Raw genomic sequence first — 25,879 nt, 5'->3', positions numbered from 1 at the left:
GCCGAACATTAATCCCGGATGAGAACGGGTCAGTCGGCGCGCTCGGCGCCGCCGGGCAGCCGCACGCGGGCCAGGGTGCCGCCCCCGGCCGCGGGCTCGAGCCGCACCTCGCCGCCGGCCTCGGCGACGACGCGGGCGACGATCGACAGGCCCAGCCCGGAGCCGGGCAGGCTGCGCGCCGACGGGGACCGCCAGAACCGCTCGAACACGTGCGGCAGGTCCTCGCCGGGGATGCCGGGGCCGTGGTCGCACACGCTCAGCTCGCCGCCCGCCAGCCGCACCCGGACAGAGCCGCCCGGCGGGCTGAACTTCACCGCGTTGTCCAGCAGGTTGACCACGGCGCGTTCCAGCGAGGCGGGGTCGCCGGTGACGTACCAGGGCTCGATGCCGGCCTCGATGGCCAGGCCGGGGCCGCGCAGCCGGGCCCGCTCGACCGCGCGGGCCGCCACGTCGTGCAGCGCGACGGTCTCGCGGGCGGGCTCGGCCTCCTCCGGGCGCGCCAGCTCCAGCAGGTCGCCGACCAGGCTGGACAGCTCCTGCATCTGCGCCTTGACGCTGACCAGCAGCCGGTGGCGGGTCTCGGCGGGCAGGTCGCGGCCGGTGGCCTCGGCCCGCAGCAGCAGGTCGATGTTGGTGCGCAGGCTGGTCAGGGGCGTGCGCAGCTCGTGCCCGGCGTCGGCGATCAGCTGCTGCTGATGGTCGCGGGAGGCGGCCAGCGCGGCGGTCATGGTGTTGAACGAGCGGCTCAGCCGGGCGATCTCGTCGGCGCCCTCGGCCGGGATCCGGGTGCCCAGGTCCTCGGTGCGGGCGATGTGCTCGGTCACGGCCGTCAGCTCGTCCACCGGGCGCAGCGAGGCCCGCGCGACCATCAGCCCGATGCCCGCCGCGGCCAGCACGCCGAGGGCCGCGAACGCGGCCAGCGCCAGCGCCAGGTCGTTCAGCGGCCCCTCGACCTGGTCCAGGTCCAGGCCGACCGAGACGGCCCCGCGGGTGCCGGCGGGCGTCACGAAGCCCTGCGTGCGCACGCGCACGTCGATGCGCTCCCCGTCGGCGGTGACGCCGGTGCCGTCGTGCACGGCGAACTCGCGCTCGCCGCGCGCCACCCGCGCGTCCTCGCCGGTGACGGTGAGCGACCCGGCGTTGGGCACCGTGCAGGGGCGGCCCTGCGCGTTCACCACCTGCATGATCTCCAGCCGGCCGGGCCGCCACTGCCGTTCGCCGGTGGTCGTGGCGGTGTCCTCGCACCGCGCCAGCGCGATGGTCACGTCCTCCGAGCGGCGCGGCCCGGGGTTCCCCCCGGGCGGTCCCGGCCTGGGCATCGACGCCATCGCCCCAAGGCGCCGGTCCAGCTCCTTGTAGAGCTGGTCGCGGACCATGAACCAGCTCGCGGTGGCGCACGCCGCGACCGCCACGGCGACCGCCACCGCGGTGAGCAGCGACAGCCGCCCGCGCAGCGGCAGCCGCCCGCGCAGCGGCATCCGCCGCATCACGACGCCGTTCGCAGGACGTAGCCGACGCCGCGGACGGTGTGGACCAGCCGGGGCAGGCCGCCGGCCTCGGTCTTGCGGCGCAGGTACATGACGTACACGTCCAGGGAGTTGGAGGCGGGCTCGAAGTCGAACCCCCACACCGTCTCCAGGATCCGCTCGCGGGTGAGGACCTGGCGGGGGTGCAGCAGGAACATCTCCAGCAGCATGTACTCGGTGCGGGTCAGCTCCAGCGGCCGCCCGGCCCGGGTGACCTCGCGGGTGAGGGTGTTCATCCGCAGGTCGTCGAACGCCAGGACCTCCTGCGGGCCGGTCCCGGCAGCCGGGGCGGCGGGAGCGGCCATCGCGCTGCGCCGCAGCAGGGCGCGGACGCGCGCCAGCAGCTCGTCCAGCTCGAACGGCTTGGCCAGGTAGTCGTCGGCGCCGGCGTCCAGGCCGGTGACCCGGTCGCCGACCATGTCGCGCGCGGTCAGCATGAGCACCGGCATGGTGGCGCCCTGGGCGCGCAGCCGGCGGCAGGTCGTGAGCCCGTCCATCCGCGGCATGAGCACGTCCAGGACGACCAGGTCGGGAGGGTCCCGCTCGACGCTCTCCAGCGCCAGCGCGCCGTCGGCGGCCGCGCCGACCCGGTAACCCTCGAACTCCAGGCTGCTGGTCAGCGACTCCCGTACCGCGGGCTCGTCGTCCACGACGAGGATCCGGGCGGGTGCCTGCGGGGTGCCGGCGGGCTCCATGAACTCAACGTAACCGCCCCTGACGTGCGGTCATGCCCGCGGGGGCGGTTCTCACGGATCTTTCAGGAACTTCTCATGAAGCCGATCGCTCGGCGGGCTCGGCCCGCGCCTCGACGACCTCCCCGTCCACGACCTCCACGACCTCCGCGGTCTCGACGACCTCGACGGCCTCGGCCCACACGGTCCGCGAGGGCGGCGGCGCCGCCGGGCCGGGGCGGGTGGCGGCGGTCCAGGTGGTCTTGGTGACGTCGACGACCACGTCCCGCGCGACGGCGAGCATCAGGCCGCGCAGCTCCTCGCGCAGCGCGAGCTTGAGCGCCTCGCGCATCAGCTCGGCCATCACGGCCTGGACCGCAGTGGTCCCGGCACGGATCGCCAGCTCCCGCGCGGTACGGGCGACGGCGCTGCCGGCGGCCGCCGCCAGCAGGTCGCCGGCCGAGCGGACCGTTCCGCGCACGGTCTCGCTGGCGGCGGCGCGGGCGGTGATCTCGGTGGCCATCTCGGCCGCGGCGGCGGTGACGGGGGACAGCGCGGCCGCCTCCCGGGCCCGGCCGCCGACGCCCACGGCCAGGTCGCGGGCCGTCTCGCGGGCGGTGTCGCGCACCACCCGGAACACCACGTCGCCGGCCACGTCCATGGTCACGTCCACCGCGACCTCGGCCACGGTGTCCAGCGCGGCGTCCACGACGATCTTGGACGCGGCCTGGACGGCGGGCGCGCCGACGGTGCGGCCGGCCACGTCCAGCGCGGTCGCGGTCGCCGCGCGGGTCAGCGGGTGGCGGGCCGCGAGCCGGGCCGCGGCGGCGGCCATCGGGTGCTGGGCGGCCTGCCCGGCGATGGACATCGCGGTGGTGGTGGCCTCGAACGCGGCGCCGGTGACCGGGTGCGCCCCGGCCGCCGCGCGCGCCTCGGCGACCGCCCGCTCGGCGGCGGCGGAGGCGGCCTTGACGGCGGCGTCCCGGGCGGCCTGCTCGATCACCCGCATCGCGGGGGTGCCGGCCAGCTGCTCGACGATCGTCGCCGCGGCGCGGGCGGCGGCGTCGCGGGCGGCCTGCCGGACCGGCTCGCTCACCCCGGCGGCCAGCCGGGCGGCCTCGGCCGCGGCGGGCGCCAGCCCGTTCCACAGCTCCTCGATCCGCTCGGCGGCGGCCCGGTCGAGCGCCGCGAGGGACGGGGGGCTCGCGTCCTCCCGCCCGGCCGGCGGACGCTCGTCCGCCCTGTCCACCTGTTCGTCCACGGCCACGCCCCCACAATGGTCCGGTCGTTGACATCACCATAACCGGCGATGTCGGTGATCACCCCTTTTGATCTTGTTTCATCGGCCGCAGCGGGCGCAGCCGTCCCGGGTCAGCCGGGCGTAGGCGGCGGCCCCGGCCGCCATCCCGATCCCCCAGACCAGGTATCCGGGGACGGCGAACCAGAAGAACGTCTCGGGCAGCTCCAGGCCGCCCGACGGCGGGAACGGGTTCCGGCCCTGGAGCCGCTCGGAGATCATCTGGAGCAGCATCAGCCCGAAGTAGACCACCAGCCCGGCCGAGATCGCGGTGCCGGGCCACAGCACCAGCCGGCGCGGCACGGCCCGTCCGGCCAGGCCGGGGACCCAGCGCGGCCAGACCCGTCCCCAGGCGTGCACCAGCGCCAGCGGCAGCAGGCCGCCGCCGAGCAGGAACCCGATCTCGAACAGCAGCGCCGCGACACCGGAGGTGAGCGGGTTCTGGTCGAGGCCCACCGCCAGCTGGGCGGCCACCCGCACCGCGCAGCCCGCGACCGCGGCAGAGGCGGCGGCGTACGCCCAGGCCGGGGTGCGTTCCAGCGGGCCGGGCGCGCCCGCCGGCCGCCCGCACTCGGCGCACGCCGCCCGGGCCGCGCGCCGGTACGACAGCGCCGCCAGCCCGATCAGCGCCCCGCCGCCCACGCACGCGGCCCGGCTCAGCGCCCCGAGCGGGAAGAACTCGACGCCCAGTCCCGGCAGGATCGCGCCGACCACGTCCAGCAGGAGCATCGCCCCGGACGCCACCATCGCCGCGCAGGCCGCCCACGCCGCCGCCAGCAGCGGCCGCCCGGCCGCGCTCCCGGCCGGCGCCGCGGCCAGTCCCGCCAGTACCAGCGCGCCCGCCGCGCACAGGCCCGCCATCCCCCAGCCGCTGAAGACCACCAGGTCCCCGCCGACCGGCGAGAGTTCGGCGGGACGGTGCCCGAGCGCCCAGTAGGACTGGAGCGCCCCGTACGCGATCAGCCAGGGAACGCCCGCCGCCGCCCACATCCGCGGGTCGGTCCTGCGCCGTGCCGTCATCGTCACCATGCCCTCGATCCTTCGGATCGGGGGCGTGCGGGGCCTCCCCGGCGGGAGCGATCCGGTTCCCCCGTACGGGCGATTCCCGCGAAGCCGGTGGCGGGCGGCGGGCCGGGCGGGTAGTCTCTGCCTGCGACCTATCGGACGCGGAGTTTCCAGGGAGGTGAGTTGATGGCCGTCGCGGGTGTCGCTGCTGCGCGCAGCACACGAGCCATCCTCATGTCCCGGGCCCGAGGCTGACGGCCCTTCCAGAGGCGTCGCCGGGCCCCTTCACGCAAGGGTTCACACTCCGTTGTCTTTCGCGATTCCGCAGGCCCTCCTGTCCTATGGCTGGGACGAGAGCCTGGAGCAAGAGTTCGCTCAGTACCGTGAGCAGGGCCTCGTGCCCGCCCGCATCGCCGCCGTCGACCGCGGCCGCTGCGACGCCGTCACCGAGAACGGCGTCGTCCGCGCCGCCACCGCACCCGTGACCGGGGCCGATCCCGCCGAGGGGCCGTGCACCGGGGACTGGGCGGCGCTGCGCACCGGGGAGCATCCGGCGATCACCGCGCTGCTCCCCCGCCGTACCGCCATCGTGCGGTCCTCGGCCTCCCGCGACTCGCGCGGGCAGGTCCTGGCCGCCAACATCGACACCGTCGCGATCACCGTCGCGCTCGCCGGGAACGACCGCGCCGTCTCGCTCGGCCGGATCGAGCGGCTGCTCGCCCTGGCCTGGGAGAGCGGCGCCCGGCCGGTGATCGTGCTGACCAAGGCCGACGAGTCCGCCGATCCCGCCGCCGCGGAGGCCGCGGTGGCGCGGGCCGCGCCCGGGGTCGACGTCGTCTCGTGCAGCGCGCTCACCGGGGACGGCGTCGACGTCGTCACCGCCGTGCTGGCCGGCACTGTCGTCCTGATCGGCGTGTCCGGGGCCGGCAAGTCGACGCTGGCCAACGCGCTTCTGGGCGCCGACGTGCTCGCCACCGGCGCCGTCCGCGACCAGGACGGCAAGGGTCGGCACACCACCGTCCGCCGCGAGCTGCTGCCGCTGCCGGGCGGCGGCGTGCTCATCGACACGCCCGGCCTGCGCGGCGTCGGCCTGGTCGACGCCGCCGACGGAATCCAGCAGACCTTCAGCGATGTGGAGGAGCTGGCGGCCGGCTGCCGTTTCGGCGACTGCGCCCACGACAGCGAGCCCGGCTGCGCCGTGCTCGCCGCCGTCGAGAGCGGCGAGCTGCCGGAGCGGCGTCTCGACAGCTACCGCAGGCTGCTGCGCGAGAACGAGTGGGCCGCCTCGCGCGGCGACGCCCGGCTCCGCGCCGAGCGCGCCGGCCGCTACAAGGAGATCAGCAGGTCGCTGCGGCAGAAGTACAAGGTCGACGGGAAGAAGCGGTGAGCGCCGTGCGCGAGACGAACGAGAAGGACGCGCCGATCGGGTGGATCACCCGCCCGGAGGCCGCGGGCGACGCCGCGGCCGTCCGCGCGGTCGTGCGGGCCGCGTTCCCCACCGCCGAGGAGGCCGATCTCGTCGACGCCCTGCGCGCCGACCCGGCCTGGATCCCCGGCCTGTCCTGGGTGGCCGAGACCCCGGCCGGTGAGATCGCCGGCCACGCGCTGCTGACCCGCTGCCGGGTCGGCGGCGCGGACGCCCTCGCGCTGGCCCCGGTGTCGGTCCTGCCCGCGTACCAGAAGCGGGGCGCGGGCGCGGCCGTCACGCGGGCGGCGCTGCGCGCGGCCGCCGAGCTGGGCGAGCCGCTGGCCGTCGTCCTCGGGCATCCGGAGTACTACCCGAGGTTCGGGTTCGTCCCGGCGTCGCGAATGGGCATCCGGGCCTCGTTCGAGGTGCCGGACGAGGCCCTGATGGCGCTGCCCCTGAACGGCACCGGGGCCGCGCCGCTCCCGTCCGGAACGATCGAGTACCCGGCGCCGTTCGGCGTCTGATCCGTTCCGCGGTCCGGACCTACCGGCCCTTGCGCCGGTAGGTCCGGACCGACAGCGGGGCGAACACCGCCAGCAGCACCGCCGACCACAGCAGCACGGCGGCCACCGGGTGGGCGACCGGCCATGCCTGGTCGCCGGCGGGCACGCCCGGGTTGCCGAACAGGTCGCGGCAGGCGGTGGTCAGCGCGCTGGCGGGGTTCCAGTCGCAGATGAACCGGAGCCAGCCGGGCATGCCGGCGGTCGGCACGAACGCGTTCGACAGCATCGTGACCGGCAGCATCAGCGGCACCAGATGGTCGGCGACCTGCTCGTTCCTCACCGCCAGGCCCAGGTAGCAGCCGACCCAGCTCATCGCGTACCGCATCACGAGGATCAGCGCGAACGCCTCGGCGGCGGGCAACAGGCCGTTGCGGGCGCGCCAGCCGACCAGCAGCCCGGCGCCCGCCATGATCGCCAGGCTGAGCAGGCCGGTCAGCATGTCGGCGCCGGTCTGCCCGAACGGCACCGCCGAGCGCGCCATCGGCATCGAGCGGAAGCGGTCCATGACGCCGCGGGAGGCGTCGGTGGCGACCTGCAGCGTCAGCGCCGTGACCGCGCTGAAGGTGACCATGGCGAACAGGCCGGGCATCAGGTACTCGCGGTAGTTCCCGCCGCCCGGCACCTTGATCGCGCTGCCGAACACGTACCCGAACAGCAGCACCATGACCGCCGGGAAGATCAGCGCGGCGACCAGCCCGCCGGGCTCCCGCCGGATCCGGCTCAGCTCGCGGCCGACGAGCGTGAGCCCGTCGGCGAAGGTCCAGCGGATCCGTTCCGCACGCGACCGGACGGGCGGTGCGGCGAGGGCCGGCGCGGCCATCACACGGCCTCCCTGTCACGGACGTCGCCACCGCGGACGCCCTGGTCGCGGATGCCCTCGCCATGGGCGTCCCGGTCATGGGCGTCCTCGTCGCCGGCGGCGGGGCGGCCGGTCAGGCGCAGGAACACCTCGTCGAGGGTGGGACGGCGCACGCTCACGTCGGCGGCGGCGACCCCGGCCCGGTCCAGCTCCCGCACGACGTCGGCGAGCCGTACCGAACCGCCGGCCAGCGGCACGCTGAGCCTGCCCTCGGCCGGCTCGGCCGCCGGCTCGCCGCCGGTCAGGCCGCCGAGCACGGCGGCCGCGGCCGGGGTCAGCGCGGCGTCCTCCAGCGCCACGTCCAGCCGGTCGCCGATCATGCCCTTGAGCTCGTCGGGGGTGCCGCCGGCGATCACCCGGCCGTGGTCGACCACCGCGATCCGGTCGGCCAGCCGGTCCGCCTCATCCAGGTACTGGGTGGTCAGCAGCACGGTCGTGCCGTCGGCGACCAGCTCGCGGACGCTGGCCCAGATCTCGTTGCGGCTGCGCGGGTCCAGGCCGGTGGTGGGCTCGTCCAGGAACAGCACCCGCGGGCGCAGGATCAGGCTGGTGATCAGGTCGAGCCGCCGCCGCATGCCGCCGGAGTAGCCGCGCACCTGCCGGTCGGCGGCCTCCGCCAGCCCGAACCGTTCCAGCAGCTCGTCGGCCCTGCGGCGGGCACCGGCGCGGGACAGGTGGCACAGCCGCCCGAACATGCGCAGGTTGCCGCGCCCGGTGAGCTTCTCGTCCACGGCGGCGTACTGCCCGGCCAGGCCAATCAGCGTTCGCACCCGATCGGCCTCCCGGACCACGTCGTACCCGCCGATCCGGGCGCGGCCGGCGTCGGGGTCCGACAGCGTCGCCAGGATCCGGATCAGCGTCGTCTTGCCGGCGCCGTTGGGCCCGAGGACCCCGCAGACCTGCCCCGCCGGTACGGCCAGGTCGAGGCCCCGGAGCGCGCGCGTCTCGCCGAAGCGCTTGTGCAGCCCCTCGGCGGCCACGATGGGTTCCGCCATTCCCCCTCCAAAAAATTGGGTACGTCGTACGCGGTTACAGCCCGAAGGGTAAACAACCGGGTACGCCGTACGCAACTAGACTGCTCGCCGAAGGGGGTGACGCCGGTGGCCGAGGGCGCGAGCGGCGGGACGGAGTACGCCGACATCTGGATGCGGCCCGAGCGGCCGGCACGCGGGCCGCGGCCCGCCTACAGCCGCGCGCAGATCACCGCGGCCGCCGTCCGGGTGGCCGACGCCGAGGGCCTGGAGGCGGCGTCCATGCGCCGGATCGCGGCCGAGATCGGGACCGGCGCCATGTCGCTGTACCGGTACGTGCCGAGCCGCGAGGACCTGATCGAGCTGATGGTCGACCACGCGACCGCCGAGCTGGACCTGCCCGGCCGCCCGTCGGGCGACTGGCGCGCCGACCTCACCCTCGTCGCCGAGCGGTCCCGGGAACTGCGGCTGCGCCACCCGTGGCTGTGCGGACTGCGGCGCCCGCGCGGCTCGTTCGGGCCCGCGCAGCTGCGGATGATGGAGTTCGGCCTCGGGGCCCTGGACGTGGGCATCCCGATCGACGACATCCTCGTCCTGTTCGGCCTGCTCATGGGCTACGTCGACAACGCCGCTCAGGAGGAGCTGGCCTGGCGGGAGGAGAAGCGCCGCAGCGGGCTGGGCCGCGAGGACGTGATGGGACGCAGCGGCGCCTACGTCCGCGAACTGCTCGCCGGCGGGGAGCACCCGATGTTCGCCCGGGTGGTCAAGGAGGCACGGCAGCCCCACATGGACGCCGAGGGGCGGTTCCGGTACGGCCTGGAGCGCGTCCTGGACTGCATCGAGGCGGGGCTCCCGGCCGTACCGGACGATCAGCGGTCCAGCCGCCGGTAGCGGCGCACCGACAGCGGCAGGAACACCGCGACGATGGCCAGCGGCCACACCACCGCCAGCAGGAGCGCGTGCTGCGCGGGCCAGGAGTCGCCGCCCAGGCCGGGGTTGCCGAACAGCTCCCGGCAGGCGGCGACCGTGGCCGACATCGGGTTCCAGGCGGCGATCGTGCCCAGCCAGCCGGGCATCTGGTCCGGCGAGACGAACGTGTTGGACACCATGGTCAGCGGGAACAGCGGCGCCCACGCCATCGCCGCCGCCTCGGGCCCGACCGACAGGCCCACCAGGATGCCCACCCAGGTCAGCGCGAACCGCAGCAGCAGGAGCAGGCCGATCGCCGCCAGCGCCCGCAGCGGCCCCTCGTGGAAGCCCCAGCCGACCGCCAGCCCGCAGCCGACCAGGATGGCCAGGTCGAGAGCGGAGTTGACCACGTCCGACAGGCCGCGCCCCAGCACCACCGCGGACGGCGACATCGGCATCGAGCGGAACCGGTCGGTGACGCCGCGGGCGGCGTCGGTGGACACCATCGTGATCGTCAGCGCGATGCCGAACATCATCGTCTGCGCGAACATCCCCGGCATCAGGAACTCGCGGTAGTCGCCGCCGCCGTCGACCGTCATCGCGCTGCCGAACACGTAGCCGAACATCAGCACCAGCATGATCGGCCAGAGCACCTGGAAGACGACCATGCCGGGGTTGCGGATCCAGTGGATCAGCTCGCGGCGGGCGACCGTCCAGCCGTCCAGCCACGCCCAGCCCAGCCGGGACAGCGGTCCCGAGGGCACGGCCGGCACGGGAGGCACGGGGGACACGAGCGGCGGGGCGGGCGCCGTCACGCGACCACCTCCGCGACCGGCGCGCCGTCCCCGCCCGGCTCGCCCGCCTCCGCGGGACGGCCGGTGAGGCGCAGGAACACCTCGTCGAGCGTCGGGCGGCGCAGCGCCACGTCCTCGACCTCGACGCCCTCCTCGGCCAGCGCCCGCATGACCTCCGTCAGCGCGCCGATCCGGTCCCGTACGGGCGCGCTGACCCGGCGGGCGTCGCGGTCGGTGTCGGGCCCGGTCCCGGTGACCCGCGCGACCACCCGCTCCGCCGCGGCGACGCCGGCCGGCTCGCGCAGCACGAGGTCGATCCGGTCGCCGCCGATCGCGGACTTCAGCCGGTCGGGCGGCCCGTCGGCGATCACCCGGCCGGAGTCGAGCACCGCGATCTGGTGCGCCAGCCGGTCGGCCTCGTCCAGGTACTGCGTGGTGAGCAGGACCGTGGTGCCGCCGGCGACCAGGGTGCGGACGGCCTCCCACACCTCGGTGCGGCCGCGCGGGTCCAGGCCGACCGTGGGCTCGTCCAGGAACAGCACGCGCGGCGCCAGGATGAAGCTCGCCGCCAGGTCCAGGCGGCGGCGCATGCCGCCGGAGTAGTGCTTGACGCGCTTGCCGGCGGCGTCGGCGAGCCCGAACCGCTCCAGCAGCTCGCCGGCCCTGGCGCGGGCGGCGCGGGCGCGCAGGTGGTAGAGCCGCGCCCACATCTCCAGGTTCTCCCGGCCGGTGAGGACCTCGTCCACGGCCGGATGCTGCCCGGTCAGCCCGATGCGGCGCCGCACTTCGGCGCCGTCCCGGGCCACGTCGTGCCCGGCCACGGTGACGCGGCCGGAGTCGGCGCGCAGCAGCGTGCTCAGGATCCGCACCGCGGTGGTCTTGCCCGCGCCGTTGGGCCCGAGCAGCCCGCAGACCGTTCCCTCCCCCACCTCCAGATCGAAGCCGGCGAGTGCGGCGGTCGTGCCGAACCGCTTGCGCACCGCCTCGGCGACGACAGCCGGAGCCGTCGATCCCATACGAGTACCTCTCTTCCCAGAGTTGGATCTCCAACGCTATTTTTGGGACATAGATGTCCCAAAGAGAGAGTCACAAGCCTCGTGATGGTTGTCAAGTGATACTTTTCCTGCGATGAGCACCACCGAGTCCCCCGAGTCCGGGGTGCGCGGCCGCACCCGCCGCGCGATCCTGGGCGCCGCCGCCTCGCTGCTGGCCCGCCGGCGCGGCGCGACCCTGGCCGAGATCGCCGAGGCGGCCGACGTCGGGCGCAGCACGCTGCACCGCTACTTCCCCGACCGGGACGAGCTGATGAGGGCCGTGGTGGACGACTCGGTCGAGGCGATCGGCCGCTCGGTGGAGGACGCCGCGATCGGCGACGGGCCGCCGCTGGAGGCGATGCGCCGGCTGGTCGCCGCGATGGTCGAGAGCGGCGACCGGATCATGTTCCTGTGGGGCGACCCGCGCGTGCTGGAGGAGTACGGCCCCCGCGCCCGCTGGGGCGACGCCGCCGAGGAGGACTGCGAGGGGGACGCCGCGCGGATCGCCGACGACCCGGTGCTGGACCTCATCCGGCGCGGGCAGGCCGAGGGCGTGTTCGACGCCGAGCTCAGCCCGGAGTGGATCCAGCACACGCTCTGGTCCCTGGTCTTCACCGGCGTCGAGGACGCCGACAAGGGGCTGCTCCCCCGCCACGGCGTCACCGCCACCGTGATCCGCACGTTCGAGAACGGCATCCGTCCCGCGGCGGGCTGAGGGCGCCGGGCGCGGGCCCGTCCCGGCCGGTGCGCCGTCAGATCGCCGGCCGGGACGGGTGCGCGGTGATCCGCGGTCAGACCTGCAGGTTCTCCTCGACCTGCTTGAGCTGGTGGCGCGCCATGGCCAGGTTGGACCGGCTGCGGTCCAGCGCCAGGTAGAGGAACAGGCCCTTGCCCTTGCGGCCGGTGACCGGCCGGATCACGTGGTACTGGCTGGACAGCGTGATCAGGATGTCCTCGATGTCGTCCTTGAGGCCCAGCTGCTCGATCGTGCGCATCTTGGCCCGGACCACCTCGGTGTTGCCGGCCGAGGCGACCTGCAGGTCCAGGCTCTTGGAGCTGCCCAGCGACCCGAGGGCCATACCGCTGTTGTAGTCGACGACGGCGGCGCCGACGGCACCGTCGATCGTCATCATGTCCTTCAACGAGACGTCCATGTTGGACATGCGTGCTCCCTTCACTGGTTCACTTCTCGGGCGGCGCGGTCAGATGGTGCGGTTCCTTCCTCCGGCGGCGCCGGCGCCGCGGACGGGGACGACGGGGACGCGGCGGAACGCGGCCCGGCCAGCAGCGCCGCGACGGCGCGGGCCGTGGGGCGCGATTCCAGGTGCAGCCGGCCGACGTTGACGCCGGGGCCCGCCAGCACGGTGAGCGAGGCGTTCCAGCCGGCCGAGTAGACCACGACGTAGCCGCTGGTGCCGTGCACGACGACCTCGTGGAACCCGCCGCCGTGCGCGGTCGAGGCCATCCGGTGCGACAGCGCCAGCTCGGCGGCGGTCAGCGCGGCCATGCCCGCCGGCTCGACGCCGTCCGGCAGATCGTGCGCGATCAGCAGGCCGTCGCTGGAGGCGACGACGCTGCCGGTCAGGTCGGGGACCCGCGCGCGCAGCGCGGTGAGCTCCGCCAGCACGGCCGGGTCGGGCGCGGCCGTGCCGCGGCCGTCGATCCGCTCGTGGAACGCCACGTTCGCCAACCTTTCGATCATCGATCCCCAGCGCCGTCTCAGCACGTCACGCAAGCTCCTCCAGCCCGGCCCGCAGCCGCAGGAGCACGTCGTGCTCCACCGGCTCCCAGCCCGCCGCCTCGCCCGGATCCGGAACGACCCGGACCCGCCGGGGCGGCGGCTCGCGCACCGGCTCGGCGGCCGGGGCCGCGGAACCGCCAGGGCCGGGCGGCCGGACGAGCGAGGCCGCGATCAGCGCCCGGACCGCCAGCAGGCACCCGAACGTGGACCGCCCGAGGTCGCGGGCCAGCTCGGCCGGGCCGCGGCGGCCGTCGGCGTTCAGCAGCACCTCCGCCTGGAGCCCGGTCAGCACGACCCGCTGCCGGTCGACCCGCCGGACCGGGACGACGGGCGCCCGGTCGGCCGCCGCGCCCGGCCACACCGCGTCCAGCCGGGCCGCGCGGCGCGCGCACTCGGCGAGCAGCGCGCCCGGTGCGATCCGGCACAGCGGCGCCAGCCGGTGCGGCGGCCCCTCGGTGAACTCCGGCTCGGCGCCGGAGCCGAGCAGGAGGTACGCGGCGTCGAACATCGCCAGCAGCGCCAGCGCCTCCAGCCGCGGCTCGCCCAGGATGTCTGAGATCTCCGGCGCGGTGCCCCCGGCCGGCAGGTCGAGCCCCGCCGTGCCGCGGCTCTCGGCGAACGCGATCGCGCCGTCGACGATGTGCAGCGCGCCCTCGTCGCCCGCCCGCAGCGTTCCGGTGCGGCGGTCGCCCTCCAGCCTCTCCAGCGCGCCGGCCAGCGAGCAGCCGGAAAAGGCCGCCGGAATGTCATGCGCCATGGCCGGATCCTGCCATTTCCTCAATCAGCGTCCGCGTGCGCATCCTGGCCAGGGCGAGGTTGCCGGTATCGCGGTCGATCAGCAGATGCAGGAACAGCCGGCCGTCGAATTCGGTATTGATCAGAGTGGGCAGGTGATAACCCGCGGACCCGCATACGATGATCTCCTCGATGTCGTCGCCCGCAGGCGCCGCGCACAGCGCCGGGCTGTCCAGCACGGCGCGCACCACGTCGGTCGTGCCGGCCGCGTCCTCATGCTGGTCGATCGGGTCGTCGCGGCCCGCGGCCGCGATCGCCAGCCCGCTCGCGCAGTCCACCAGGGTGACCCGCCGGGCCCCGGGAATGCCCATGATCCGGGCCAGGCGGCCGTCGATGCCGAGCACGCACACCCGCAATGCGCGAAGTGTTTCGAGACGCCGACGCTACACGGCCGCCCGCCGGCCATCCACCGATTCATCGGAGAATCTCAGCGGTTAGCCGCACTTTCTTGAAATGGCGTGAAAAGCCAGTGTCAGTCGGGAGAAGAATACCTCTCGGTATTTCAGGAGAGCGGCTCGCCGGCCGCCCGGGAGGCGCGGGAGCCGATATCGCGCAGGTGGGCGATCAGCTCCGGCGGCTCGTGCACCTCGAACTCGCAGCCCAGCATGAGCAGGCGGGCGGCGAGCCACTCCAGCGTGTCGGTGTGCCCGGTCAGGCGGCAGCTCGCCGCGTCGATCGGCTCGATCTCGTCCGGGCCGGCCCGCAGCCTGCCGCGCGCCTCGTCGGCCGGAAGGCGCAGGGTCGCGACCGCCTGGTAGGTGGGGGTCAGCGAGTACAGCCTGCTCAGCACGAACGCGGCCGCGTCCTCGCCCGGAATCTCGCGCGGCGCGAACCGCTGCCCGGTGGGGTGCGGCTCCCGTACCCGGTCCACCCGGAAGATCCGCCAGTCGTCCCGGCCGTCGTCGTGGGCGACGAGGTACCAGCGGCGCCCCGCCGGGACGAGGCGGTGCGGCTCCACCAGCCGCCGCGACCCGTCCCCGTCCCACGACTCGTAGGCGAACCGCAGCCGCTCCCGGTTGGCGGCCGCCGCCGCGATCGCCGACAGCACCGCCGGGTCGACGCTCGGCCCGTCCAGGCCGGGCGGCGGGACGGTGACCGCGTTCAGCGCCCCCACCCGGCGGCGCAGCCGGGACGGCAGCACCTGCTCCAGCTTCGCCAGCGCCCGCACCGACGCCTCGCCGATCCCCTCGACCGCGTTCCCGGCCGCCGTGCGCAGGCCAACCGCGATCGCCACGGCCTCCTCGTCGTCCAGCAGCAGCGGCGGCATCGCGGTGCCCGCGACCAGGCGGTAGCCGCCGACGGGCCCCATCGTGGCCTCGACCGGATAGCCCAGCTCGCGCAGGCGCTCGATGTCGCGCCGGATCGTCCGGCCGCTGACCTTCAGCCGTTCCGCCAGCTCGCTGCCGGCCCATTCGCGGGGCGTCTGCAGGAGAGAGAGGAGGTTGAGCAGCCGTGCCGAAGTGTCCGCCATGCCTTCCAGGATGGCGGACGTATAGGACGTGATCTGACCTAGATGCCTCCTAGCGTGGTGGACGTACGCGAGACGGGTTCCTCGGGAAGGTGTGCATACATGCGGCGGATGAACTGGGACGAGCTGAACGCGCGCCGGCTGGCGCGGCACGCGCTGGACGCACCCGCCAAGGAGGCCCGGCCCGCCGACATCGTCACCGCCATGGCCGGAACGCACGCCCAGGTGCTCTCGGCGGCCGAACTGGGCATCGCGCTGCGGATCGAGGGCGCGACGCGGGCCGACGTCCGCGCGGCGCTGTGGGAGGACCGCAGCCTGGTCAAGACGTACGGCCCGCGCGGCACCGTCCACCTGCTGCCCGCGCACGAGCTGGGCATGTGGATCGGTGCGCTGACGGCGCTGCCGCGGGCGAACCCGTTCCCGCCGGGGCAGCGGATGACGCCCGAGCAGACCGACGAGGTCGTCGCGGCGGTCGGGGACGCCCTGAGGGACGCGGAGCTGACGGTCGACGAGCTGACCGCCGCGGTCGTCGAGCGCACCGGGCCGTGGGCCGGCGAGCCGGTGATGCCCGCGTTCCAGGGCATGTGGCCGCGGTGGCGGCAGGCGCACCACGAGGCCGGGATCCGCGGCGTGCTGTGCTTCGGGCCCGGCCGCGGCCGGAAGGTCACCTACACCAACCCGCACAGGTGGCTGCCCGGCCTGGAGCCGATGGCGGCGGAGGAGGCGCTGCCGCGGCTCGTCCACCGGTACCTGCACGCCTACGGCCCGGCCACGCCGCAGCGGTTCGCGCACTGGCTGAACGCGCCGGTCAAGTGGGCGAACGAGCTCTTCGCCGCGATGTCCGGCGAGCTGGAGCGGGTCGACGTCGAGGGCGAGGCGAACTGGGTGACGGCCGGGGACACCGCCGTGCCGGCCGGACCGCCGCGCGGCGTGCGGCTGCTGCCGTACTTCGACACCTACGCCTACCGGGTCGGCAACCAGCCGCCCGCGATCCTCTATCCGGGCGAGGCCGCCGACCGCGTGCTGCCCGCCAACTACCAGGTGCTGCTGGTGGACGGGACCGTGGCCGGGCTGTGGCACCAGCGCCGCTCCGGCAGGCGGCTGGCCCTGACCGTCGAGCCGCTGGTCGCCCTCACCCGCGCGCAGCGCGCCGAGCTGGACGACCAGGCGGGGCGGGTCGGCGAGATCCTGGAGGCCGTTCCCGAGCTGACGATCGGAAAGGTGACGGTCGGCGGCCACGCCTGACCCGCCCGCCGGGCGCGCCGCCCGCTAGGAGGCGGCGGCGACGGCCAGCCGCACCTCCTCGGCGATCAGATCGGCGTTGATCATGCTGCCGGCGCGCAGGCCGTCGGCCGCCGACGTGACGACCTGGGCCATGATGTCGGTGACGTTGCCCGCCGCCCACACGCCCGGCACGCCGGTCGCGCCGGTGGCGTCGGACGGCACGGCGCTGCCGACGACGGTCCCGAACGCCTCCTGGTCGGCGGCCTCCAGGCCCAGGCTCGCGAGCACGTCCGCGACGGCGGTGAAGCGCGGGGCGACCACCAGCGCGTCGGCGGGACGCACCACGCCCGCACCGCCGGGGCCGCCCTTCAGCCGCACGCCGGTCAGCCGGCCGCCCTCGGTCTCCAGCCGCTCGACCTCGCCGTCGACGACCGCGACGCCGCGCGCGGCCAGCTCCGTGTACTGCTCCTCGGACGGCTCGGGCCCGGTGTGCAGGAACAGCGCCACGTCGTCGCTCCACTGCCGCCACATCAGCGCCTGGTGGACCGCCTGCGGCCCGGTCGCCAGGATCCCGATGGCCCGGTCGCGCACCTCCCAGCCGTGGCAGTACGGGCAGTGCAGCACGTCGCGTCCCCACAGCTCGGCCACGCCGGGCACCGGGGGCAGCTCGTCCACCAGGCCGGTGGTGACCAGCAGCCGGCGCGCGCCGTACCCGGTGCCGTCCTCCAGCCGCACGTCGAAGCCGCCCTCGTCGCGCCGCCGGGCCGACACGACCCGGCCGGTGACGACCTCGCCGCCGTACCCGGTGACCTCCTTGCGGCCCGCCGCCAGCAGCTGCAGCGGCGGCACGCCGTCCAGGCCGAGGTAGTTGTGCGCGCCCTCGGCGGGGGCGTTGCGCGGCCGGCCGGCGTCGACCACCAGCACCGAGCGCCGCGCCCGGGACAGCGCCAGGGCCCCGCTCAGGCCCGCCGGGCCGCCGCCGACGACCACCACGTCGTAATCCTTGCGGTTCTCGTTCATTGCGATGCACCTCCTGCGGAGAGCATGCGTCGCGACTCCGGAGAACGACAAACCCTGTTGCCGGTTCGGCAAGTCCGGACCCGGCCGGTAGGGTTCCCGCTGGACACGAGCGAGGAGGTGAGACCCATTACCGCAGTAGCAGGCAGGGTGCTCCCCTCCCGCCGGCGTCACGGATGACCCGAGGAGCGCCCGCACGGCACCTTGAAAGGTCACCATGTCTCCCAGCCGGTCCCTCACCCATGCCGCGGTCGTCGAGCGGCTCCGTTCCGCCGGATGCGTCTTCGCCGAGGACGAGGCCGAGCTGCTCGCCGAGGCGGCCCGTACCCCCGCCGAACTCGCCGCGATGACCGAGCGGCGCGCCGCCGGCCTCCCCCTGGAGCACGTCGTGGGCTGGGCGGAGTTCCGCGGCCTGCGGATCGCCGTCGACCCGGGCGTCTTCGTGCCGCGCCGGCGCACCGAGTTCCTCGTCGAGCGGGCCGCCGCGCTCGCGCCGCCGGACGCGGTCGTCGTCGACCTGTGCTGCGGCGCCGGCGCGCTCGGCGCCGCCCTGGCCGCCGCCCGGCCCGGCGTGGAGCTGCACGCCGCCGACATCGACCCCGCCGCCGTCCGGTGCGCCCGCCGCAACGTCCCCGCCGGCGCCCGCGTGTACGAAGGCGACCTGTACGACCCGCTGCCCGCCGCGCTCCGGGGCCGCGTGGCCGTCCTGCTCGCCAACGTCCCGTACGTGCCCACCGCGGAGGTCGCGCTGCTGCCGGCCGAGGCCCGCGAGCACGAGGCGTGGGTCGCGCTCGACGGCGGCGCCGACGGGCTGGCGGTGCTGCGGCGGGTGACCGCGGGCGCGGCCGGATGGCTGGCGCCGGGCGGGCACCTGCTGTTCGAGACCAGCCGCCGGCAGGCCCCGCTCGCGGCCGCGATCGCCGCGGGCGACGGGCTGGCGGCACGGGTCGTCACCTCCGATGAGCACGAGGCCACCGTCGTGATCGGCACCCGCGGGACCGGCTGACTTGCCGGTCCGGCAACGATGTTTGTCACGGGCCGGGCCAGGAGGCAGCCTGCGGAGGACGAGGCCGAGAGGAGACGCCGATGCACGACGACGATATGACCGGCGAGCGGTTCTGGGACGCCCGCTACGGCGAGAAGGAACGGATCTGGAGCGGGAACCCCAACGAGGTCCTGGTCCGCGAGGTCACCGGAATGGCGCCCGGCCGCGCCCTGGACCTGGGCTGCGGCGAGGGAGGCGACGCGATCTGGCTCGCCGGGCAGGGCTGGCAGGTCACCGCCACCGACATCTCGGGCGTCGCGCTCGAACGGGCGGCCCGCCACGCCAAGGACGCGGGCGTCGCCGGCCGGATCGAATGGCGCCGCGCCGACCTCGGCACGTCCTTTCCCGAAGGCGAATGGGACCTGGTCTCCGCCCACTTCCTGCACTCGCCCGGCGGCCTGCCGCGCGAGCAGGTCCTGCGGGCCGCCGCCGCGGCCGTCGCGCCCGGCGGCGTGCTCCTGATCGTCGGCCACTCCGGCTGGCCGTCGTGGGAGGAGAACCCCGACCCGGACGTCCACTTCCCGACGCCGCGGGAGGTCCTGGACTCCCTGGAGCTCGCGGACGGGGAGTGGGAGGTGCTGCGCTGCGAGGAGCACGACCGCGTCCAGAACTCCCCGGACGGCACCCCGGGCACCCGCGTGGACAACACCGTCAAGGTGCGGCGGGCGTCCTAGGCCGGCGGCAGGCGGGCGATCCGCGCGCCGAGGTAGCGGCGGCGCAGCGGGCTGGCGGTCCGCCGCGCCGCCGCCTCGTACGCCTCGCGCGCCGCCGCCGGTTCCCCGGACATCTCCAGCAGGTGCCCGCGCACGGTGTGGAAACGGTCGTCCCCGGCGATCCGCCGGTCGTCCCGGAGCCTCGCGAGCAGGTCCAGGCCGGCGGGCGCGCCGCGCACCATCGCCACCGCGACCGCGTGGTTGAGCCGCTCCACGGGGCCGTCCGAGACGCGCAGCAGCAGCTCGTACAGGGCAACGATCTGCGTCCAGTCGGTCTCGGCCGCGCTGGGCGCCTCGTCGTGCAGCGCGGCGATCGCGGCCTGGATCTGGTACGGCCCGGGCGCGCCGCGCGGCAGGACCGCGCCGATCAGCGCCGTCCCCTCGGCGATGTACGCGGCGTTCCAGGCACCGCGGTCCTGCTCGGCCAACGGGACCGGCACCCCGTCCGGGCCGGTGCGGGCGGGCCGCCGCGCGTCGGTGAGCAGCATCAGCGCCAGCAGCCCCGCCACCTCGCCGTCGTCGGGCAGCGCCCGGCGGACCATCCGGGCCAGCCGGATCGCCTCGGCCGACAGCTCGGCGCGCTGCAGGTCCGGCCCGGAGGTGCTGGCGTACCCCTCGTTGAAGATCAGGTAGAGGGTGTGCAGCACCGCGCCGAGCCGCTCGGCGCGGTCGGCCGGCGAGGGCATCCGGAACGGCACGCGGCTCTCCTTCACCGCCTGCTTGGCCCGGCTGACGCGCCGGGTCATGGTCGCCTCCGGCACCAGGAAGGCGCGGGCGATCTCGGCGGTGGTCAGCCCGCCGGCGGCCCGCAGCGTCAGTGCGATCTGCGAGGCCGGCGACAGCGCCGGATGGCAGCACATGAACAGCAGGACCAGCGAGTCGTCGGACGCGCCCTCGGGCGCGATCCACTCCTCCGTCAGCGCCCACCGGGCGGCGGTGTCCTCGCGGCGCCGCCGGGCCTGCTCGGCGCGCAGCAGGTCGGTGAGGCGCCGCGCCGCGACGGTGATCAGCCAGCCGCGCGGGTTCGCCGGCATCTCCTCCGGCCATTTCAGGGCGGCGGCCAGCAGTGCCTCCTGCACCGCGTCCTCGGCGGCGTCGAAGTGCCCGTACCGCCGGACGACGGCGCCGAGGACCTGCGGCGCCAGCCAGCCCAGCAGGTCCTCCAGTCCCTCGCCGGGCCCGGCGTCGTCAGCCACGGTGTCGTCAGCCACGGGGGCGCCGCTCACAGCTCCAGCTCGGCCGCGGAGCCGGCGACCGGCCGGATGTCCACGTACCAGGCCCGGCCGCCCAGGTCCTCGCCGGCCGGGGCCGGCGTGTCCGCCAGCCGCGCGGCGATCTCGGTGGCCCGGTCGAAGCTCGCGCACTCGACGATCGTGTACCCCGCCAGGACCTCCTGGCTCTCGGGGTACGGCCCGTCGGTCACCACCGGCACGCCGTCGCGGACCTCGACCCGCCGGGCGTGCACGGGGGCGGTCATCCCGCACGCGTCGACGAACTCCCCGGACTGGACCAGGTCGTCGTTCCACTTCTCCATGAACGCGTGCAGCGCCGCCATGTCCTCCTCCGACCAGGCCGGGCGCCCCTCGTTGACCCGCCCGGCGATCGCGTCGTAGTCGAGCTGCGACCCGAACATCATGATCATGTACTTCATCGTCCGCTCCCCTGCTGGGCCGGCGCCCTCCGCGGCGCCTCTCACCGGAGACGTCGGAGCCGTCGCGCCGGCCCGGACGTCCCCCGCCGCTCGCTCACCACGATTATCCGCCGGCCCTTCCGGGAGCGTCAGACGTCGCGGCGGTGGACGGCCGCGACGGCGACGGCCACCGCCACCAGCGCCCACGCCCCGTACACGAGCCACGCCTCGGTGATCGACACGGGGTACGGATCGACCGGGCGCATGGGCGCGTCCCGGCCCTCGGGCATCATGTTCCGCACGGGGTTCTCGACCAGCGCCGCCCAGGCCGCGTACGGCATCGCGTTGCCGGTCTCGGCGACCCAGCGGTAGGTGTCGCCCTCGAACAGCCGCGGCAGCAGGACCAGCACGCCGACGGCCGCGCCGACGGTTCCGGCGGGATGCCGGACGAGCGCGCCCAGCGCCATGCCCACCATCCCCGCCACGACGGCGATCAGCGCGGCCCCGGCGACGGCCCGGAACGCCCCCGGCGCGCCGATCGGCAGGCCGATGCCCTCCTGGTCGTAGATCGCCTGGGTCAGGCCGAAGGTGCCGGCCGCGACGGCGGTCCCGTACGCGAGCATCATCGCGGCCACGACGAGCACCTTGGCCGCGACGACCGGGCGGCGGGCGGGGACGGCGGCGAACGTCGTCCGGATCATGCCGCTGGAGTACTCGCCGAAGATCACGGACGCGCCGACGCTCGCCGCGACGAGCATGAGGATCTGGTACGCCTCCGGGACGAACGCCGCGTGCAGCGGGTCGAGCGCGGCGCGCTGGTCGTCCGGCCGCGCGCTGGTCGCGATGAGGTGGACGTTGGAGCGGGCGGAGTTGGCGCAGATCCCGATGGAGACCAGCGCGCCGGCCGCGAGGACCGCGTACGTCGAGCGCAGCGACCGCAGCTTGATCCACTCGGCGGCGACCAGGTCGCCGAACCGGGCGCGGGCCTCGCCGGCGGGCAGTGTCACGGTGCTCATCGGGCCTCTCCGGCGCGGTGCTCGGTCCGGTCGGCGGTCAGTTCCATGAACGCCTCTTCCAGCGTGGACGTGCGGGTGGTCAGTTCGTGCAGCAGGACGCCCTGGCGGAACGCGATCTCGCTGACGCGGGCGGCGCCGAGCCCGGTCACGGTGCAGGAGTCGTCGTCCTCCTGCGTCACCGTGCCGCCCTCGGGGGCCAGCGCGGCCACCAGAGCGGCGGGATCGGGGGTGCGGACGGTCACGCTCTGCCGGGTGCCGCGGGCCGCGAAGTCCGTGAGCGGCTCCGCCGCGATCAGCTCGCCGCGGCCGATGACGATGAGGTCGTCGGCCGTGTTCTCCATCTCGGTCATCAGGTGGCTGGAGACGAACACGGTGCGGCCCTCGGCGGCCAGCCGGTGGAACAGCCCGCGCACCCACAGGACGCCCTCGGGGTCCAGGCCGTTCAGCGGCTCGTCGAACAGCAGCACCGGCGGGTCGCCCAGCAGCGCGCCGGCGATCCCGAGCCGCTGCTTCATCCCGAGGGAGAAGCCGCCGATCCGGCGCCTTGCCACGCCCGCCAGCCCCACCTCCTCCAGCACCTCGTCCACCCGGCGGCGCGGGATGCCGTTGCCGCGCGCGAGGGCGTGCAGGTGCGCCGCCGCGCTGCGGCCGCCGTGCACGTCGCCCGCGTCCAGCAGCGCGCCCACGTGCCGGAGCCCGCGCGGCCGGTCCCGGAACCGGACGCCGCCGATGGTGACGGTCCCGCCGGTGGGCGCGATGAGCCCCAGGATCATCCGCAGCGTGGTGGTCTTGCCGGCCCCGTTCGGGCCGAGGAATCCGGTCACGACGCCGGGCCGTACCGTGAACGTCAGCGCGTTCACGGCGGTGACGCGGCCGTACCGCCTGGTCAGTTCTCTGGCTTCGATCACCCGGCCCACGCTGCCCGGGGCGGCGCCCCCAGCGCATCGGACCGCCGTCTGCTTCCGCGTCGACCCCGGGTGTACACCCGCGGGCCGATGTGCTGCCGCCACCGCGCCGATTACGATCACGGCATGCGAGCCGCGCACCTCAGACGACCTCCGCCCGGCTTCTGGACGGCGCCGGCCTGGTGCGCGGGCATCGCGTACTCGTTCGCCGTCGACGTCCGGCTGCCCGGCGAGGCCGAGCCGTTCCGGCCGCTCAGGTTCTCCCACCTCATGGCGGCCCACTGGACGACGCTGGCCGCGGCGACCGCCCTGGCGCTCGCCGGGTCGGTGCTGCTGCGCCGCCGGCCGCTGCCGGCGCTGGCGCTGCTGCTGGCCGGTTCGGTGTTCGAGGCGATGGCGCTGAACTCGACCGAGATCACGTTCGCGCAGTTCCTGGCGGCGCAGGTGGCGCTCGCGTACGTCGCCGCCACCCGGGCGCGCCGTTCCTCCCTGGCCGCCGTTGGCCTGACGCTCGGCACGCTGGCCGGGTACGCGCTGGCCCGGCTGCTGCTCGGCTACCACATCGGCACCTCCACGCAGCTGACCGTCGCGCTGACGGCCGTCATCGCCTGGCTGGCCGGGAACTGGCTGCGGCAAAACCGCGAGCGCGCCGCGGCCGTGCACGCCCAGGCCGTCACCGCCGAACGGCTCCGCATCGCCCGCGAGCTGCACGACTCCGTCGCCCACAGCATCGGGATCATCGCGATCCAGTCCGGTGCCGCCAAGATGGTCATCGACGCCCGGCCGGCCGAGGCGCGCGCCGCGCTGGACGCGATCGAGACATCCAGCCGCGAGACCCTGTCGGGACTGCGGCGCATGCTCGGCGCCCTCCGGCAGGCAGAACCGGTGACGGCCGCCGCGCCCGGCCTGGCCGACCTGGAGGACCTCGCCGCGACCACGGCCGCCGCCGGCGTCCAGGTGGACCTGCGCTGGCGGGGGCCGCGCCGCCCGCTGCCCGCCGAGATCGACCGGTCGGCGTTCCGCATCGTCCAGGAGGCGGTGACGAACGTGGTGCGCCACTCCGGCACCCACCGGTGCCGGGTGTCGATCGAGCACACCGACCGGGACCTGGCGATCGAGATCGTCGACTCTGGCCGCGGCGGGCCCGCGGCCGGCGCGGGCGCCGGCTACGGCCTGCTCGGGATGCGCGAGCGCGTCGGCCTGCTGGACGGCGACTTCACCGCCGGGCCGCGCCCCGGCGGCGGCTTCCGCGTCGCCGCGCGGCTCCCGGTGGAGGCCCGGTGACCGTACGGGTCGTGCTGGCCGACGACCAGCCCCTCGTCCGGGCCGGCCTGCGCATGGTGATGGCCGATGCGGCCGGCCTGGAGGTCGCGGGCGAGGCCGGGACCGGCTCCGAGGCCGTCCTGCTGGCGCGCGAGCTGCGGCCCGACGTGGTCGTGATGGACATCCGCATGCCCGGCATGGACGGCATCGAGGCCACCAGCGCCATCACCGCGGACTCCGGGGACACCCGGGTCGTCGTGCTGACCACGTTCGACGACGACGACCACGTGTACGGCGCGCTCCGCGCCGGCGCCTCCGGCTTCCTGGTCAAGGACATGGCGCTGCCCGACATCCTCGCCGCGATCCGCATCGTCGCCGCCGGCGACGGCCTGATCGCGCCGAGCGTCACCCGTCGCCTGATCGAGGAGTTCGCCCGCCGTCCCGGCCCGCCTCCGGCCGCCGCCCGGCACCGCTCCGCCGGCGGGATCACCGACCGCGAGCGTGAGGTGCTGACCCTGGTCGGCGCCGGGCTGACCAACGCCGAGATCGCCGCCCGGCTGCACATCAGCGTCGCCACCGTCAAGGCGTACGTGACCCGGCTGCTGGCCAAGCTCGACGCCCGCGACCGCGTCCACCTGGTCATCATCGCCTACGAGCTCGGCCTGGCGTCCCCGTCCCGCTGAGCCGCCCTCTGAACGGTGCGCCGAGCGCGGCCGCGCCGATCACGCGCGACCTGACGTCACGGGCCGGTCAGCGCAGCCGCGACGCGGGATCCGCTTCGCGGCCGGCCCGGCCCGCCGCCGCGCCGGACGCGAGCGGGTAGTCGTCGAGGGTCATGGAGTCGTAGAGGCGTGCGCTCCTGGTGGTGAGGCGGACGAGGGCGCGGCCGGGCCGGGCGGGCAGGGCGGAGATCAGGCGGGCGCCCTGGGCCAGCCCCCACACGCCGAGGCGGGAGGTGGGGACCAGGGTCTTCGCCGCGCTCAGCGCGACCGCGCGGCTGCCGTGCGCGTGCTCCGCCATCGCGCGCTCGTAGGCGGGGAAGGCGCGCTCGTGGTCACCGCCCGCCCGCGCCAGTTCCCCGGCGAGGACGTAGGCGCCGACGACGGCCAGGGTGGTGCTGCCGCCGACGGCCGGGCCGGGGCTGTAGCCCGCGTCGCCGACGAGCGTCACCCTGCCCCGCGACCAGGTGTCCATGCGGAGCTGGGTGATCGAGTCGAAGTAGAACGCCGGGGTGCGGTCGAGCTCGTCCAGCCAGCCGTCCACGTCGGCGTGCAGGCCGTCGAACGCGCGGCGCAGCAGCTCCTTCTGCCGGGGCACGTCGCGATGGTGGCGGCCGGGTTCGCGGTCGCTGCGGAACAGGAACAGCGCCCGCGCGCCGCCGAGGTGCCGCGCGCCGTACATGCCGGCGGTGCGGCCGACGCCGGCGTGGATGACGAGCTCGCCGTCGAGACCGGAGTCGCCCGGCAGGGTCAGCACCCCGAAGTAGGCCCCGATGAAGGCGGCGAAGCGGGACTCGTCGCCGAAGACGAGGCGGCGCACGTTGGAGTGCAGCCCGTCCGCGCCGACGACGAGGTCGAAGCGGCGCGGCGCGGCGTTCTCGAACCGCACCTCGCCGCCGGGTGAGATCGCGGTGATCGAGTCGCCGAAGACGTACTCGACGTCGCCGGCCGTGGCGCCGTGGTAGATCTCGCTCAGGTCGTCGCGCATGATCTCGGCATGCCGGCCGGAGGCGGCACTGAAGATCTTGGAGAGGTCCACCCGGACGGGGTGCCGCACGCCTTCCCGGTAGAGCCTCATCCGCTCCGCGCCGGCGTTCCGTTCCTCGATGCGCGGAAGGACGCCCATCCTCTCCGAGATGTCCATCGCGGGCCGGAACAGGTCGACCGCGTGGCCGCCGGTCTTGCGCAACGCCGGCGCGCGCTCGACGACGGTGACGGAGAAGCCGTGTCTCGTGAGCCAGTACGCCAGCACCGGGCCGGCGATGCTGGCGCCGGAGATGAGGATCCGCATGACCTCACCCTCCTT

Annotated in this window: 28 protein-coding genes; 9 read left to right on the top strand and 19 right to left on the bottom strand. The window is 75.3% G+C overall.

Features of this window, described 5'->3' with window-relative positions; all coding sequences use genetic code 11:
• Positions 1-29: 29 nt before the first annotated feature.
• The 4 genes from ACA361_RS40480 to ACA361_RS40465 all read right to left on the bottom strand — a co-directional run bounded on the left by ACA361_RS40480 (position 30) and on the right by ACA361_RS40465 (position 4,523).
• Entirely contained in the window at positions 30-1,487 is a 1,458-nt protein-coding gene (locus ACA361_RS40480; RefSeq protein ID WP_375020458.1) for an ATP-binding protein, read from the bottom strand.
• Positions 1,487-2,221 carry a response regulator transcription factor gene (locus ACA361_RS40475; RefSeq protein ID WP_375020457.1) on the bottom strand — a complete coding sequence of 245 codons (735 nt, stop codon included), beginning with the start codon at positions 2,219-2,221 and terminating at the stop codon, positions 1,487-1,489. The genes ACA361_RS40480 and ACA361_RS40475 overlap by 1 nt, the downstream gene beginning before the upstream one ends.
• Positions 2,222-2,294: 73 nt before the next feature.
• A complete protein-coding gene (locus ACA361_RS40470; RefSeq protein ID WP_375020456.1) occupies positions 2,295-3,464 on the bottom strand; it encodes a hypothetical protein in 1,170 nt (389 codons plus the stop codon).
• A 72-nt stretch (positions 3,465-3,536) separates the two neighbouring features.
• A complete protein-coding gene (locus ACA361_RS40465) occupies positions 3,537-4,523 on the bottom strand; it encodes a hypothetical protein (RefSeq protein WP_375020455.1) in 987 nt (328 codons plus the stop codon).
• Positions 4,524-4,806: 283 nt separating this feature from the next.
• On the opposite strand from ACA361_RS40465, the gene rsgA reads away from it, so the two are divergent.
• Complete coding sequence (gene rsgA, locus ACA361_RS40460) at positions 4,807-5,886, top strand: ribosome small subunit-dependent GTPase A (RefSeq protein WP_375020454.1); 1,080 nt, start codon at positions 4,807-4,809, stop codon at positions 5,884-5,886.
• A 5-nt stretch (positions 5,887-5,891) separates the two neighbouring features.
• Positions 5,892-6,431: a GNAT family N-acetyltransferase gene (locus tag ACA361_RS40455; RefSeq protein ID WP_375020453.1), complete on the top strand. Its 540-nt coding sequence runs from the start codon at positions 5,892-5,894 to the stop codon at positions 6,429-6,431.
• A gap of 19 nt (positions 6,432-6,450) precedes the next feature.
• Here ACA361_RS40455 and ACA361_RS40450 read toward each other — a convergent pair whose 3' ends face one another.
• Positions 6,451-7,290 carry an ABC transporter permease gene (locus ACA361_RS40450; RefSeq protein WP_375020452.1) on the bottom strand — a complete coding sequence of 280 codons (840 nt, stop codon included), beginning with the start codon at positions 7,288-7,290 and terminating at the stop codon, positions 6,451-6,453.
• Positions 7,290-8,324 (bottom strand): ATP-binding cassette domain-containing protein, encoded by a 1,035-nt coding sequence (locus ACA361_RS40445; protein WP_375020451.1) that lies wholly within the window; start codon positions 8,322-8,324, stop codon positions 7,290-7,292. The genes ACA361_RS40450 and ACA361_RS40445 overlap by 1 nt, the downstream gene beginning before the upstream one ends.
• Before the next feature lie 105 nt (positions 8,325-8,429).
• On the opposite strand from ACA361_RS40445, the gene ACA361_RS40440 reads away from it, so the two are divergent.
• Entirely contained in the window at positions 8,430-9,191 is a 762-nt protein-coding gene (locus ACA361_RS40440; RefSeq protein ID WP_375020450.1) for a TetR/AcrR family transcriptional regulator, read from the top strand.
• Here ACA361_RS40440 and ACA361_RS40435 read toward each other — a convergent pair.
• Positions 9,170-10,024, bottom strand: coding sequence for an ABC transporter permease (locus ACA361_RS40435; protein ID WP_375020449.1), 855 nt, complete (start codon positions 10,022-10,024; stop codon positions 9,170-9,172). The genes ACA361_RS40440 and ACA361_RS40435 overlap by 22 nt on opposite strands.
• Positions 10,021-11,019 (bottom strand): ATP-binding cassette domain-containing protein, encoded by a 999-nt coding sequence (locus tag ACA361_RS40430; RefSeq protein ID WP_375020448.1) that lies wholly within the window; start codon positions 11,017-11,019, stop codon positions 10,021-10,023. Before ACA361_RS40430 ends, ACA361_RS40435 begins: the two co-directional genes overlap by 4 nt.
• A gap of 112 nt (positions 11,020-11,131) precedes the next feature.
• Here ACA361_RS40430 and ACA361_RS40425 point away from each other — a divergent pair, with 112 nt between their 5' ends.
• Positions 11,132-11,752 carry a TetR/AcrR family transcriptional regulator gene (locus ACA361_RS40425; RefSeq protein WP_375020447.1) on the top strand — a complete coding sequence of 207 codons (621 nt, stop codon included), beginning with the start codon at positions 11,132-11,134 and terminating at the stop codon, positions 11,750-11,752.
• Positions 11,753-11,828: 76 nt separating this feature from the next.
• Here ACA361_RS40425 and ACA361_RS40420 read toward each other — a convergent pair whose 3' ends face one another.
• The 5 genes from ACA361_RS40420 to ACA361_RS40400 form a co-directional block, all read right to left on the bottom strand.
• Complete coding sequence (locus ACA361_RS40420; RefSeq protein ID WP_375020446.1) at positions 11,829-12,200, bottom strand: hypothetical protein; 372 nt, start codon at positions 12,198-12,200, stop codon at positions 11,829-11,831.
• Positions 12,201-12,211: 11 nt separating this feature from the next.
• Positions 12,212-12,739, bottom strand: a complete 528-nt coding sequence (locus tag ACA361_RS40415) for a roadblock/LC7 domain-containing protein (protein WP_375020445.1) — start codon at positions 12,737-12,739, stop codon at positions 12,212-12,214.
• A gap of 25 nt (positions 12,740-12,764) precedes the next feature.
• The gene (locus ACA361_RS40410) at positions 12,765-13,535 is read right to left on the bottom strand and encodes a hypothetical protein (RefSeq protein WP_375020444.1); all 771 of its coding nucleotides are present in this window, start codon (positions 13,533-13,535) and stop codon (positions 12,765-12,767) included.
• Positions 13,525-13,917 carry a hypothetical protein gene (locus tag ACA361_RS40405; RefSeq protein WP_375020443.1) on the bottom strand — a complete coding sequence of 131 codons (393 nt, stop codon included), beginning with the start codon at positions 13,915-13,917 and terminating at the stop codon, positions 13,525-13,527. The genes ACA361_RS40410 and ACA361_RS40405 overlap by 11 nt, the downstream gene beginning before the upstream one ends.
• Before the next feature lie 158 nt (positions 13,918-14,075).
• Positions 14,076-15,044, bottom strand: a complete 969-nt coding sequence (locus ACA361_RS40400) for a helix-turn-helix transcriptional regulator (protein WP_375020442.1) — start codon at positions 15,042-15,044, stop codon at positions 14,076-14,078.
• A gap of 99 nt (positions 15,045-15,143) precedes the next feature.
• Between ACA361_RS40400 and ACA361_RS40395 the strand changes: the two genes are divergently transcribed.
• Complete coding sequence (locus tag ACA361_RS40395; protein ID WP_375020441.1) at positions 15,144-16,286, top strand: winged helix DNA-binding domain-containing protein; 1,143 nt, start codon at positions 15,144-15,146, stop codon at positions 16,284-16,286.
• Positions 16,287-16,310: 24 nt separating this feature from the next.
• Here the strand turns inward: ACA361_RS40395 and ACA361_RS40390 are convergent, their stop codons facing one another.
• The gene (locus ACA361_RS40390; RefSeq protein ID WP_375020440.1) at positions 16,311-17,285 is read right to left on the bottom strand and encodes an NAD(P)/FAD-dependent oxidoreductase; all 975 of its coding nucleotides are present in this window, start codon (positions 17,283-17,285) and stop codon (positions 16,311-16,313) included.
• 214 nt (positions 17,286-17,499) lie between these two features.
• Between ACA361_RS40390 and ACA361_RS40385 the strand changes: the two genes are divergently transcribed.
• Complete coding sequence (locus ACA361_RS40385) at positions 17,500-18,288, top strand: putative protein N(5)-glutamine methyltransferase (protein ID WP_375020439.1); 789 nt, start codon at positions 17,500-17,502, stop codon at positions 18,286-18,288.
• An 80-nt stretch (positions 18,289-18,368) separates the two neighbouring features.
• Positions 18,369-19,001, top strand: coding sequence for a class I SAM-dependent methyltransferase (locus ACA361_RS40380; protein ID WP_375020438.1), 633 nt, complete (start codon positions 18,369-18,371; stop codon positions 18,999-19,001).
• Here the strand turns inward: ACA361_RS40380 and ACA361_RS40375 are convergent.
• The 4 genes from ACA361_RS40375 to ACA361_RS40360 form a co-directional block, all read right to left on the bottom strand.
• Positions 18,998-20,251, bottom strand: a complete 1,254-nt coding sequence (locus ACA361_RS40375; RefSeq protein WP_375020437.1) for an RNA polymerase sigma factor — start codon at positions 20,249-20,251, stop codon at positions 18,998-19,000. The two genes, ACA361_RS40380 and ACA361_RS40375, sit on opposite strands and share 4 nt — an antisense overlap.
• A gap of 11 nt (positions 20,252-20,262) precedes the next feature.
• A complete protein-coding gene (locus ACA361_RS40370) occupies positions 20,263-20,691 on the bottom strand; it encodes a YciI family protein (protein ID WP_375020436.1) in 429 nt (142 codons plus the stop codon).
• 128 nt (positions 20,692-20,819) lie between these two features.
• The gene (locus tag ACA361_RS40365; RefSeq protein WP_375020435.1) at positions 20,820-21,686 is read right to left on the bottom strand and encodes a hypothetical protein; all 867 of its coding nucleotides are present in this window, start codon (positions 21,684-21,686) and stop codon (positions 20,820-20,822) included.
• The gene (locus ACA361_RS40360) at positions 21,683-22,594 is read right to left on the bottom strand and encodes an ABC transporter ATP-binding protein (RefSeq protein ID WP_375020434.1); all 912 of its coding nucleotides are present in this window, start codon (positions 22,592-22,594) and stop codon (positions 21,683-21,685) included. Before ACA361_RS40360 ends, ACA361_RS40365 begins: the two co-directional genes overlap by 4 nt.
• Positions 22,595-22,717: 123 nt before the next feature.
• Here ACA361_RS40360 and ACA361_RS40355 point away from each other — a divergent pair, with 123 nt between their 5' ends.
• Together ACA361_RS40355 and ACA361_RS40350 are read left to right on the top strand one after the other, a co-directional pair.
• Positions 22,718-23,875 carry a sensor histidine kinase gene (locus ACA361_RS40355; RefSeq protein WP_375020433.1) on the top strand — a complete coding sequence of 386 codons (1,158 nt, stop codon included), beginning with the start codon at positions 22,718-22,720 and terminating at the stop codon, positions 23,873-23,875.
• Entirely contained in the window at positions 23,872-24,537 is a 666-nt protein-coding gene (locus ACA361_RS40350; protein WP_375020432.1) for a response regulator, read from the top strand. Before ACA361_RS40355 ends, ACA361_RS40350 begins: the two co-directional genes overlap by 4 nt.
• A gap of 67 nt (positions 24,538-24,604) precedes the next feature.
• Here ACA361_RS40350 and ACA361_RS40345 read toward each other — a convergent pair whose 3' ends face one another.
• Entirely contained in the window at positions 24,605-25,864 is a 1,260-nt protein-coding gene (locus tag ACA361_RS40345) for an FAD-dependent monooxygenase (RefSeq protein ID WP_375020431.1), read from the bottom strand.
• Positions 25,865-25,879 lie beyond the last annotated feature (15 nt).

Origin of the sequence: Actinomadura sp. 21ATH, assembly GCF_041951345.1 — a bacterium.
GTDB lineage: Bacteria > Actinomycetota > Actinomycetes > Streptosporangiales > Streptosporangiaceae > Spirillospora.
Note: the sequence above shows the minus strand (reverse complement) of the source record. Positions and strands in the feature narration are given on the sequence as shown.